This is a genomic window from Kribbella sp. NPDC020701 (genome assembly GCF_055562215.1).
On sequence record NZ_JBVHFT010000004.1, the window covers coordinates 403,824 to 416,026 of the forward strand.

The 12,203-nt window shown below is 65.7% G+C and carries 10 protein-coding genes; 5 read left to right on the plus strand and 5 right to left on the minus strand.

The window, feature by feature from the left end; genetic code table 11:
• Positions 1-119: 119 nt before the first annotated feature.
• Positions 120-725 carry a recombinase family protein gene (locus ACZ3HV_RS12155; protein ID WP_465683542.1) on the minus strand — a complete coding sequence of 202 codons (606 nt, stop codon included), beginning with the start codon at positions 723-725 and terminating at the stop codon, positions 120-122.
• Between the two features lie 743 nt (positions 726-1,468).
• Between ACZ3HV_RS12155 and ACZ3HV_RS12160 the strand changes: the two genes are divergently transcribed.
• The 4 genes from ACZ3HV_RS12160 to ACZ3HV_RS12175 all read left to right on the plus strand — a co-directional run bounded on the left by ACZ3HV_RS12160 (position 1,469) and on the right by ACZ3HV_RS12175 (position 4,513).
• Entirely contained in the window at positions 1,469-2,098 is a 630-nt protein-coding gene (locus ACZ3HV_RS12160; protein WP_465683544.1) for an AfsR/SARP family transcriptional regulator, read from the plus strand.
• A gap of 268 nt (positions 2,099-2,366) precedes the next feature.
• Positions 2,367-2,765: a hypothetical protein gene (locus ACZ3HV_RS12165; protein ID WP_465683546.1), complete on the plus strand. Its 399-nt coding sequence runs from the start codon at positions 2,367-2,369 to the stop codon at positions 2,763-2,765.
• 142 nt (positions 2,766-2,907) lie between these two features.
• On the plus strand, positions 2,908-3,657 hold the full coding sequence (locus ACZ3HV_RS12170) for a hypothetical protein (RefSeq protein ID WP_465683548.1): 750 nt from the start codon (positions 2,908-2,910) through the stop codon (positions 3,655-3,657).
• Between the two features lie 79 nt (positions 3,658-3,736).
• On the plus strand, positions 3,737-4,513 hold the full coding sequence (locus ACZ3HV_RS12175; protein WP_465683550.1) for a GntR family transcriptional regulator: 777 nt from the start codon (positions 3,737-3,739) through the stop codon (positions 4,511-4,513).
• Positions 4,514-4,650: 137 nt separating this feature from the next.
• Here ACZ3HV_RS12175 and ACZ3HV_RS12180 read toward each other — a convergent pair whose 3' ends face one another.
• Positions 4,651-7,587 carry a Tn3 family transposase gene (locus ACZ3HV_RS12180; RefSeq protein WP_465683553.1) on the minus strand — a complete coding sequence of 979 codons (2,937 nt, stop codon included), beginning with the start codon at positions 7,585-7,587 and terminating at the stop codon, positions 4,651-4,653.
• Between the two features lie 121 nt (positions 7,588-7,708).
• On the opposite strand from ACZ3HV_RS12180, the gene ACZ3HV_RS12185 reads away from it, so the two are divergent.
• Complete coding sequence (locus ACZ3HV_RS12185) at positions 7,709-9,001, plus strand: pyroglutamyl-peptidase I (RefSeq protein WP_465683555.1); 1,293 nt, start codon at positions 7,709-7,711, stop codon at positions 8,999-9,001.
• 71 nt (positions 9,002-9,072) lie between these two features.
• Here the strand turns inward: ACZ3HV_RS12185 and ACZ3HV_RS12190 are convergent, their stop codons facing one another.
• Genes ACZ3HV_RS12190 through ACZ3HV_RS12200 form a run of 3 tightly spaced genes read right to left on the minus strand, consistent with a single transcriptional unit; the run spans position 9,073 to position 12,198 of the window.
• Entirely contained in the window at positions 9,073-10,374 is a 1,302-nt protein-coding gene (locus tag ACZ3HV_RS12190) for a Gfo/Idh/MocA family protein (protein ID WP_465683557.1), read from the minus strand.
• 10 nt (positions 10,375-10,384) lie between these two features.
• Positions 10,385-11,215 carry a carbohydrate ABC transporter permease gene (locus tag ACZ3HV_RS12195; RefSeq protein WP_360375349.1) on the minus strand — a complete coding sequence of 277 codons (831 nt, stop codon included), beginning with the start codon at positions 11,213-11,215 and terminating at the stop codon, positions 10,385-10,387.
• Entirely contained in the window at positions 11,212-12,198 is a 987-nt protein-coding gene (locus tag ACZ3HV_RS12200; protein ID WP_465683559.1) for a carbohydrate ABC transporter permease, read from the minus strand. Before ACZ3HV_RS12200 ends, ACZ3HV_RS12195 begins: the two co-directional genes overlap by 4 nt.
• Positions 12,199-12,203 lie beyond the last annotated feature (5 nt).

The following is a 12,203-nucleotide window of genomic DNA, read 5'->3' on the forward strand; positions in this document are numbered from 1 at the left end:
GTATACCTCTTGAGAGGGGCTGTACGTGGCGCCTGGGCGGCGAGGGGGTGAAGCCGCGCCATCGCCAGATTGGGACGTCGATAGAGCATGTCCCCAGCGACAAGACGAGATTGGATCGGTTATCCCTTCACCTCGTCCGGCTCGCCGGTCGCCGCCGATTGTGCTTTGACGCGCTCCAGCACCCGGTACACGGTTGGGCGGGAGACCTCGAACAGTTCGGCCAGTTCGGCGATGGTGTGCTCGCCGGCGGCGTGCAGTTTCAGCAGGTGCGCTTGCCGGGTGGCGGACAGCTTCGGTGCCCGGCCCTTCAGTTTTCCCTTCGCGCGGGCGATCGCCATGCCTTCGCGGGTGCGCATCCGGAGCAGGTCGACTTCGAACTCGGCGAAGGTGGCGAGGATGTTGAAGAACATCTTGCCCATCGGGTCCGACGGGTCGTAGACCATCGTGCCGAGTTGCAGCCGGACGCCGCGGGCGACGAGGGAGTCGCCGATCTCGCGGGCGTCGGGCACCGAGCGGGCGAGCCGGTCGAGCTTAGGCACGACGAGGGTGTCGCCGGCCCGGACGGCGGCCAGGGCCTTGTCGAGTCCGGGACGGGCGCGAGTACTACCGGAGTAGGCGCGGTCGAGGTGGATGTTGGCCGGGTCGACCCCGAGGTCGAGCAGGATCTGCCGGTTGGCCTCGAGGTCTTGTTTGTCCGTCGAGCAGCGGGCGTAGCCGATCAGCATGCGCCGTACTGTACCTGCGCTTGTAACGGATAGCCCCCGGTCACCGGACAAATCACCGGACACCCTATGTGAGACGCCACGCCAGGCGTTGATCCCAGATCGGCTGGCGGTGTTGGCGGGTGTCCGGTTGGGGTTCCCCTAACGGACGCTGCTGGTTCATTGACGAGTCAGCCCGCATGCGCAGCTGGTTGAAGTGCCGCCGCAGCACGCGACGCGCAGCTCGACCGGCGGACGCCAGCCCGCCCGCGCCCTTCGAGACCCACGGGTGGCGGCGCGGCTTCTCCTTATTCGACTCCCGCTCCGTTCGCCTCCCGCTCCGCGCAGGCCAGTAGGTCCGCCACGATCTGCACGTCGGGCAAGCTCGAGCGAGTCGTCGACCGACTTGGCCTCCACCGGCCTGTTCGATCTCGCTCGAGTGGCGGCAAGCACAGCGTCGATAATCATTAGCGGGCTTCGCGGTTCGCCGAGGACGGCACAGATCAACTGATTGTTTGGCGCCAAGTCGAAGCTCGGTTCTCCGAGTTGCAGGAAGTGGCAACGGCTACTGTGTGATGAGGTCTGGTGACGCGGTGCGAGCCGGCGTAGGTTCCAAACCTCCGGAAATCGCATTTTCCGGGAGGGTGGGGGCCTTCATGGCACGCGGACGTGACCGCGAGGTAGTAGTTCAGGTGCTTGGTGGCTTTGGGGTTTGGCGCGGGCGAAGACGATTGCACCTTCGTCCGAGCACGCGCCGACTGATTGCCTTGCTCGCGGTTGAGGGCGCGATCGCACGAGGTGACGCGGCGGTCCGGCTGTTCGAGGACCAGAGGCTGGAGCGTGCCTACGCGAATTTGCGGACGATCATGTGGCGACTTCGTGAAGATGCCGACGGGCTGGTCGTTGAGGAAGCGGACGGTCTGAGAATCGATGCTGACGTCGTTGACTTCCAAGAGGCCCTGCGGTGGAGCCTGTCGATGGTGCAGCGCGAAGCACCGCCGGAGGCCCCTCCCCCGTTCATCGGTCGGCGTCTGTTGCCCGGCTGGAGCGAGCCGTGGCTTATAGCGCCGCGTGAACACCTTCACCTGCTGCAACTACATGCGATCGACGCAGCAGCCGAACGTCTCTTGATGGCCGGCCGATTCGGCGAGGCCGCGGCCAGTGCGCTCCTCGCGGTGACCATGGATGCGCTTCGGGAAAGCTCGAACCGGCTACTGATCGAGGTGCTGATCCGCGAGGGCAATGTCGCTGATGGCCTGCGCAACTATGAGGCCTACGAGCGGCTCCTCGAGGCTGAGATGAATGCGAAGCCGGGAATCGCAGTTCAGACCCTGATCGCGCCTTTGCTCGCAGCGGGATTAGTTGTGCCACACCGGTCGCGGACCGCTCACCGCTGACGCGCACCTCACACGCCTCCACCCGTGCCGCATGCGTCGCGCTCTTTGTCTCGAGCGGCGAATTCCTTCGAGCCCGGTGAGACGGATCTGCGACGCCACCGCGATGGAGGTGCGACTGCCGTGAGGCGGTCGTCGGCCGGCCACCGAGGCGGTATCGCGGGCTCGTCGAGGCGGAGCGACGTGACTCCCGAGACGGTCCCCAGAAGACGATCGAGGCCTGCGAGTGCGGTTCTGGACGCGCAAACCTCGAGCGTGAAGGGACGAGACAATGAGAGTCCGCACTTTGCTGTCGGGCGCCGTGGCCGTAGTGGCGCTCCTGATCGGAGTGACCGGCCCGGCAAACGCCGCCGACAAGGATGGATCGTGTCAGACCAACGAGCTGTGCTTGTACTGGAGCACTACCTCGACTTCGTTCATCGACTTCTATTACGGCGACAACGACCACCGGAACAACACCTGGACGTGCTGTTCCGACCGGCTGGGTTGGGGCACCAAGGTCTCCGACAACGCGGCGACGGCCTGGAACCGCCACGGTACCTCCTACGCGGTGGTCGCTTCGCTCCTGGCATGTGAGGGGGCCTTCGACGTCGTCGTCCCTCTGGAGACGACGCTTCTGAGCGATGCCGTGCGGAACAACAACTGGTCGAACTGCTGGGAGCTCCCGTAGAACCATGACGAGACACTCTCGAGCACCGCTTCGCTGCGCACGCCTCCTGGCGTGTGCAGCGATCCTCGGCTCCGTCATCGGCTGCACTACGCACAACAATGGTCGATCCGGCGAAGCACCTCCCGTCGCATCGATCACAGCAATGACAGACACCACGAACCTGCAGTTGCCACTCGACCAGTACATGTTCTCGATGAAGGACTACCGCCTCCTCAGCGATGCTCACGGAATCCTCGTGCAGCGCTGCATGCAGCGCTTTGGCGTCAGTTACATGGTCCGCCACTTGCAAGATGGCGGAGTTGGAACGAGGAACCAGCGTCGTTACGGCATCACGGATCCAGCAGAAGCCCGCCGCTACGGTTACCGCGTGCCCGGTACGGGCAAGCCGGCGCCAAAGTCAGCACAGGACCGCGACCCGAAGGTTGCCGCTCTCCTGACCGGTGAAGGAGCCAAGAGCATCAACGGCCGAACGGTCCCATCGGACGGCTGCGCGGGCGAAGCCCAACGCTTCCTTACGGGAGGCGCCGCGAGGCCCGATGACATCGCTCAGCCGATGGGAATGAAGAGCTGGGATCAATCGAGCGCCGACCATCGAGTCCAGGAGGTCTTCGCACGCTGGTCAGAATGCATGAAGAGAGCCGGGTTCAAGTACAGGACTCCGCTGGAAGCCAGTCGGGATCGTGACCTTGCCAGCCAACCGCTCCCGCTCCAAATCAAGACGGCGGACGCTGATACGACCTGCAAGCAGGAAACCAATGTGATCGGGACCTGGGCCGCTATCGAGGCGGCGTATCAGGAGATCATGGTCCGAGAAAACAAGCCGGCTCTTGAGCTCTTACGGAAGGCGAACTTGGCCCGGCTGCAGCGAGCGGCCACCGTGGTGCCCGCTTGATAGGCCGATGAGGATTCGCCATCAGATCGGCTCTTGCCGAGTGCCGTTATCGTGGTCGAACAGCAGCTTAGGAGCGGCAATGCCACCAAGACACCAGGTCGTCGCCTACCTCATCCAGCGCAGCATCGCGGCCGGGGAGCTCGCCCCCGGCCAACTCCTGCCACCCCACGAGGAACTGGCGCGCCGGTATGGGGCCTCGTCGGAGGAACTGCGCCTGGCGATCGCCCATCTACGCTGCTGCGGGCTGATCTCCGCGGACGACACCCACGGCTCGGCCGTCGGCAACCCACCCACCCAGAGCCACATCACAACAGCGTCAGTCAGTTACCTGAAGCCGTTTCCGACCCAGGACAGCCAGTTCCGCGAGTCAGCCAGTCAGGTCGGCCTCGCCGCGACTCAGCGGGCTGCGACCGACGTTAGACCCGCCTCGGCCGAGATCGCGGATCGGCTCGACATCAAGATCGGGCAGCAGGTCCTTCATCGGCGGACCATCCGACTCACGAACGCAGTACCGGCCGAGTTGGAGGACACGTACTACCCCTGCGATCTGGTCGGCACCGAACCCACCGTGATTGACGACCTCAACGACGACTTCCTTCACGGGCTCGGCTGGATACGAGTGGGGTGGGAAGACGCGATCACAGCTCGCAGCGCGGCCGATACCGAAGCAGCGCTCTTAGGGCTCGATGACGCCACGCCCGTCATCGACCGCACCCGAGTCCGCTACGCACTGCGAGAAGATGCGCAGACTCGGCCAGTCAGCTACACCCAGTCTGTCCTCGTCGGCGGCCGCAACCGCCTGAACTATCACCTGAAACAAGCCGACTTGCCCCAGCGCGAAGAAGGCAAGGGATAGCTCCAGTCAGATCAGCGCATGATCGTGTCGGCAGCCGTCGTACGAGAGGTTGCTCGCGGGGCGCTGACAGGCTGTACCGCCACACTCAGGTCGGGTGCTCGGAGAGATCGCGGTTCCCGAGGGCCGTGACCTCAGGCTCAGGTCTGGTGGCGCAGAGGGAGCCTGCGGGTCATGTTCAGCCGTACCTCGCCGTAGGGGGCGACGTGGGTCCAGAACAGCGGTGTGAGACCGCGGTGGTCGACGTCGGTCATCTTCTCGGCCCATTCGTCGTCGGCCAGAACGTCTTGCACCATCAGGGTGTTGACGTACACCAGCGCTGACTGCAGCACCCGCAGGCACAGCACCGATAGTTCTTGTTCCTCGCGCCGGTTCGAGGCGATATCGCCACCCTTGCCGAAGAAGATCACCTGGTTGCCGCCGTTCCACGACTCGACCACGTTCAGGCCCTCGTTGATCTCACGCTGCAGATCGCGGTCGCGCAGATACCGGGCGACGAACAGGGTCTTCTGGGCGCGGCCGAGCTCGATCATCGCCTGATAGGTCGGGTGAATCGCGTTGGCCTTGGTAAACCGTCGCAAGATCGCCTCCGTGGAGGCGGTGCCGGCCCGGATGGCGGTGGCGTACTTGATCATCTGGTCGTACTGCTCACCGATGACGTCCCACCGGATCGGCCTGGTCAGCGCCGGCGCCAGCCGCGGATAGGCGTCCGGTTCGCCGGTGGCCGGCCGGTACAGCTTCACCATGTTGATCCGCTTGATCCTCGGCAGCAGATCGAACCCGAGCAACCGCGTCAACCCGAACCCGACCTCGGATTGGCCGTGGGAATCGACATAGTTGCCGTCGACCTCCATCGAGGTGCCGTGCCGCATCGCGCCCTCGATCATCGCCGCGACCTCCGAGGCCGAACAGTTGATCACCTGCGAGTGGATCGCCATCGACTTCTTCTCAACGTGCCAGTAGATCAGCACCCCGCGGCCGCCGTAGCGCGAGTGCCACTCGGTGAAGATGTTCTGGTCGAACGCCCCGAAGTGCGTCGAATCGCTCGCCACCGCTGACGATCCGGCGCCCCAGACTTGCTGACGCCGGACAGCGAAGGTCGCATTGGCGATCTCGGTGGCCATCGCCCTCGCTACGTCGACCGACAGGTAGCGGCGCCGCACATAGCGCAGGTCGTCCTCGGAGTGGCCGTGCTCGCCGCCAGAGATCGCCCGGATCCCGGTGTTGGTGCCGTAGGCGTACACCGCGAGCAGCAGCCTCTCGGCCAGCACCTCCCGCGACAGGTCACCACGCCCCGCCGTACCGGTCACCTGGTCCAGGCAACCGGTCCGCAGCACCGCCTCCTTCAGCATGTCGATCAACGGCACCGTGCCCCACCTGGTCCGGATCTCGCTCTTCAACGCGCGGAGATTCTTCGGCTCCGGCGCGGCATCCAGTGCGGTCAGCTTGATCGCGCCCTGCTTGCCCCGGGCGCGGAGATCGACCCATCCCAGCTGGTCGACCTGGTCGTTCAAAGTGGCGAGCTCGGCGCGCAGCTCGGCCTGGAGTTCGCCGATGAACGCGGTCGGATCCAGCGGTTTCCGCAGCGCGCCGTAGTGCTCCAGGCGGCGAGCGTCGAAGTCGCTGGGCAAGTCCTCGTCAGGGTTGCGCCACCGGTCCGCGCCGACCACCCAGATCTCCTTGCAGCGCAGCCGTTCCCGCAGCGCCTGGAACGTGCACACCTCATACGTCGACCGCACCACCTTGCTGCGGCCGTTCTCGTCGGTACGGCGGACCAGGTCCGCCCAGTCGCCCAGCACTCCCTTGTGGTCAGGGACGTGTTCGCCGGCCGGGTAGAACGTGAACCGGCCGTCCTTATGGCGGGCCACCAGCTCCAGCGCGTCCAGCACCGGCCGGTGCGTCGCGTTCGACGACCGGAACTCCAGCACGGCAAGCAGCTCGATCAAGCCGCGCCGGTAATGGTTGGTGTAAGAGGCCTTCAGCGTGGTCTGCACCGTACGCCGATACACCGGGCCCTTCGTCTTGTACTCGTGCACCAACTCCCGCAACGTCTGCTCACCACCGGCCACCGCCGGGAACACCACCGACCGCACCTGGTCGTCCGGAGCATCCAGCGCCGCCTCGGCGATCGCGAACAAGATGTTCTCCTTGCCCGTCACCTTCTTGAAAGCGTTCACCAACTCCTGCGTCACCCGCCGATCCGCCCGGGCGTTGATCCGGTGCACCGTGGAGATCAGCAGATCGACCAGCGTGTCGGTGATTTCCCGCTCCCGAGCATGCAACAGCGCCGCCAGCAGCGTCAGCCGCAGCTCGACCGGATGGTCGCGCAGATGTGACGGAGACTCCACCGCCGCCCGGGACCGCCACCCCGCCAGCACCTTCGGCGCCACATCACCGAACAAGCCCGCCGGGAGCCCGATCGCGCGGACCGCGCGGAGCTTCTTGATCTCGGTCAACATCGACTCCAGGCTCACGCTGCCCGGATCCGACTTCACCAACGCCAGCACCGAATCGACATCGTCGGCGGCATCGCCGATCCCCGGCACGGGAGCTTCCAGCCGGGCGGTTGCCGATGCTGGCAGCCTGGCCGCGATCCGACACGTCACAGCTACCTCGGCCTGACGCAAAGCCGACCGCACAACCCGGTCGACGCGGCCAGTTGTCGGTGGCTCGATCCGCTCCGCCCGGCAATGGACCAGCAGCTGCTCGCGCACCCGATCGTGCTGGCGCTCCACCTCGCACACCTCGCCCGCCAGCCACGACGCCAGCTCGTCGGCATCCTCGACCGAGCACTCCCGGAAACCCAGATGCCGCCGGACCTGGCTGCGATGGAACTCCACCGTGCGGCCCGACCACTCGTACAAGCCCAGCTCGGACGGCACCACGCCGACCTGGCGCGCCACAAACGCAACAACATCGTCAGGTAGCTCAGCTCGGCCTCGAGGAAACCGGCCATGCCGGCTGTAGAACTTCAACAACAGCGCGAAACCCAGCCTCGTCGCACCACGCTTGCCAGCAACTAAACCCTGCTCGGCCGCCAGCAACGTCCAGCACTCAACCAGCTCATCAATCTCCACCGACCGATCCACAGGCCGCATACTCCCGGCTCGCCAGGGTCAGCCCACCAGCTCGTTTGCGGCTGGTGACAGCGTTCTTACAGACACCCCAACTCGCGCCGGGATCTGATAGACACCCCGTATGAGACTCCGCCCCAGCTCGTTCTCACGTTCACTGCTCGTCGGCGCGATCGCCCTCACCACGGTTTTGTCCGGCGCTCCGTCGGTCCAGGCGACCACCATCACCGGCTGCCTCGACGAATCCGTCACCGGGACGGTCGAGGAGCAACGTCTCGACAACGGCGTCGCCGGCGGGCCGTCGGTCCCGGCCGAGATCCTCCGCCGCTCCGGCTTCGACCGCCAAGTGGCGCTCTTCAACCGCCTGCTCTGCTCGGTCCCCAACTCGCAGGCCGCCGCTGCTCTCGTCGGCACACAAGGCCAAGCCCTCTGGCGTACGGCGATTCACCGCGCCCAGCACACGCCCGCCGGAGCCGACGCCCTCCCCGCCACCGACGACCGCGGCCTGTACTGGGCCCGCCTCTCGATGGCCCTCGCGCTGCGGCAGTGGCAGCCCGGCTTCGGCCTCGGTACGACGGAACGCGCCGACTTGATCCGATCCCTCGAATACACCTCTCGCGGCATCACGAGCCGCCGGTTCGCGCCCGGCGTACGGAAGATCCTGGTCACCGGGTTCGACCCGTTCACGCTCGACGCGGACATCCGGATCGGCAACCCGTCCGGAGCGAACGCACTCACCCTGGACGGACAGCGCTGGACGATCAACGGCAAGACCTACGAGATCCAGACCGTCATGTTCCCGGTCCGCTACACCGACTTCGACGAGAACATGGTCGAGAACGCGCTGGCGCCGCACTACCGTCCCGGCCCGCAGCGGGCGGACCTGGTGATGACGGCCAGCCAAGGCCGCGTGGGGATCTTCGACCTCGAGGTGTTCAACGGCCGGCGTCGTTCGGTCAGTTCGATCGGTGACAACAACAACCTCTGGGGCGGCGGCACGATCTCAGCACCGGTCGTCTCCCCCAGCATGCCGGCCGGACCCGAGTGGATCACCTCAAGCCTCCCGCTCGCCCGGATGGCCCAGGCCGACGTCACGCCGTTCCGGACCCGCGTCAACACCTCGGTGCTCGAAATCCCGGCCGGCCAGACCCAGCCGGTCCGCCGGCCGAACGGCCCGACCCCGGGCTCGATCGCCTCGGAGGGCACCGGCGGCGGTTACCTCTCCAACGAGGTTGCCTACCGCAACACCCTGCAGCGCGATCTCCTCGACCCGTCGATGCCGGCCGGTCACCTGCACGTCCCGGTGCTGTCCTTCGACCCCGCCAACAAGACGGCCATCACCGACCCGACTTACGAAGCCAACCGCGAAGCCATCGTGAGCGGAGCCCACGCGGTCCTCCGAGCGGCGCTCGGGTAGTACAGAAAACTCATCATCACCACGTGTGGCATGATCAGTTTTCTGATCACGCCACACGTGGTGATGGCCACTCAAAGATCCAGTACGTCGGACGTTCGGACAGGCTGGCCGGTGGTGAAGGACTGGTTGGCCGCCAGGCCCGTGACCAGCGCCAGGGCGGCCTGTCGGGCGTCGGCGACGTCCGCGTCCTCGGTCGGGTCGTCGTCCAGCAGGGCTGCGAGAACTCGGGCGTCGGCACCCCCGTGGCCCGCGTGGTCGTGAGGGACGGTGTGATCGACCGGAGGTGACCAGAGCGGCCTGAGGGTGATGCTGGTCCGACCTGCCGTTGGTGCGGCGAGGTCGCCGTGGACCGCTCCCCTGGTCGACTCGACCCGCTGGTTCGGCATCGTCCATGTCGACTCTTCGACATTCAGCTCCAGCCGGCCAAGCGAGCCGTTGAACATGACGCGATAGCCCTCGGCCGGCGAATAGGCGGTGAGGTGATAGGTCATCGTTGCCCCGGAGTCGTACGTCACCAGGACCGCCATGTCGTCCTCGATCGATACGCCCGGCGCGAAGACATTCCGATCGCGGTGATAGCCATCCTCGGCTTCGGCGTCCAGGTAGAGCTCGCGCAACGTGGCGTTGTCGGCGAGGTGCAGCGCGAACGCATCGTCCAGCGCGGCCGGGGAACCATGCACTCTCGCGTAATCCCGCGCGTACCCGTGGCTTTGCTCAGGACCGTAGAACGCCAACTGGCCTTGGGCGTAGACGATGCGTGGCTCCGCGGCGAGCCACCAGTTCACCAGGTCGAAGTGGTGGCTCGCCTTGTGGACCATGAGGCCACCTGAGTTCGCCTTGTGGCGGTGCCACCGCCGGAAGTAGTCGGCGCCGTGTGACACGTCCAGCATCCACTCGAAGTGCACCGAGTGCACGTCCCCGATCGCACCTTCGGCCAAGAGCTCACGCACGCGGCGATGCACCGGATTGAAGCGGTAGTTGTACGCCACGGCCAGCTCGCCGCCGGTCTCCCGGACGGTGTTCAGGATGCTCTGCGCCTTGGTCGCGTCGGTCGTCATCGGCTTCTCACTGATGACCCGTACGCCGGCCCGCAGCGCCGCCTCGATATAACGGTCGTGAGTCGCGTCGACGCTGGTCACCACGAGCAGCTCGATCCGCTCGACCCGCAGCATCTCGTCGAACCGCGCCGGCGGCCACTGATGCGCCGTACGACGACCTGCCGCGAGCAGCATGCGGTTGTGGAAGGCCATCCGGACCGAGTTCGGGTCGCACAACGCGACGACGTCGTACCCGTCCCGCTTGGCCAGGCCCTCGGTGAAGAGCTGGGCGCGGTTGCCGGTGCCGACGATCGCGGTCCGCACGGGTGTTGGCATTCAGGACCTCCTATTGCTTGACCGCGCCGGCCAGGCCGTTGACGAAGAAACGCTGCAGCAGCACGAAGAGCAGGATGATCGGCGCGAGCGTGATGACGGTTCCCGCGCAGAGCAGCGTCCATTCGGTCGAGTTCTCGCCGATGAACGCGTACATGCCGATCGCGAGGGTGCGCAGCTCGGGCCGCCCGAGCGTGAAGACGAGCGGGATGAAGAAGCTGTTCCAGGCCGTGATCGCGGTGAACAGACCAACCGTGGCCAGCATCGGTCCGGACAGCGGCAGCATGATCCGGGCGAACGTCTGGTGGAAGTTGGCCCCGTCCACCTGGGCCGCGTCCTCGAGCTCTCGGTCGATGGCCATGAAGTAGCCCATGAACAGGAACGTCCCGAAGACCACGCCACCAGAGGCCTGCACGATGATCACCGACCACAGGCTGTTCAGCAGATGCAGCCGCTGCATCAGGTCGAACACCGGAATGATCGTGTAGCCGTGCGGCAGGAAGAGCGTCGCCGACACCAGCCCGAGACAGAAGCCCCGGCCCGGGAACCGTGTGCGGGCAAGTACGTATCCCGCGCAGGACGTGACTACTAAAGTGATCACTACCGTGCCCAAGGTGATCAGGATTGTGTTCATGAAGTACCGGCCGAACGACGCCTCCTGCCAGGCGTTGAGGTAGTTCGACCAGAGGAAGTGCGAGGGCAACGGACTGAGCCCGTCGGTGAAGAAGTCGTCGTCGCTCTTCAGCGAACTGCCGAGCGCCCAGAACAACGGGTACAACCACGCCAGGCCGCTGACCAGCAAGGCGACATGCGTCATCACAGTGACCATGCGTCGACGAGTCATGCGATCCCTCCGGTCCCCCGTCGCCGTGCGAGCGAGCGCAGTACGACGACCTGGACGACGGAGAACGCGATCAGCAGGACGCCGTAGATGAACGACGCGGCCGACGCCAGACCGATGTCAGGCTGCACCGCGTTGGCATTACTGCCCCCGAACGCCAGATGGTAGATGTAGGTGTTCACGACCTCGGTCGCGAAGTACGGGCCGCCGCTGGTCAGCACCTGGACCAGGTCGAAGATCTGGAACGTCCCGATCACGGCCAGGATGACGATCACCACCCCGACGGCACGCAGCATCGGGATGGTGATGTACCGGAAGGTCGCGATCCGGCCGGCGCCGTCCAGCCTCGCCGCCTCGTACAGCTCGTCCGGGATCGTCTGCAGACCGGCCAGGAAGTACACGAGGTTGTAGCCGAACGTGTGCCAGATCCCGACCAGGATGATGATCCCCAGCGCGAAGTGCGGATCTCCCAGCCAGTCGATGTGCTTGTCGATCAGGTGCAGCCTCAGCAACAAGTCGTTGATCGAGTCCCCGAAGTTCGACACCAGCAACTGGATCACGACGCCGATCACCGCGGCCGACGTCACCACCGGCAGGAAGAACAGCGTCCGGTAGAACGACGCGAACCGCAGTCGCTTGTTGTTCAGTACCAAGGCGAGAGCCAACGCCAGCACGAGCTGGATCGGTACGACGAAGGCGGCGTACACGAAGGTGTGTCCGAGGGACCGCCAGAAGATGCTGTCGTGGACGATCTGGCGGAAGTTGTCGAGCCCGACGAAGTCCGACGGGTCACCGATCCCGTCCCACTTGTAGAACGTGTAACCGAGCGACGCGATGATCGGGTAGACCACGAACGCCAGCAGCAGCACCATCATCGGTGCGAGGTAGACGTACGACCACAGGTAGGTACGGCGACGCGCCCGCCGGCGCGCCACCGCGGGAGGCGGCCCACCGGTGGCGACCTCCTCCCGCACGGCAGTGGTCATGACCA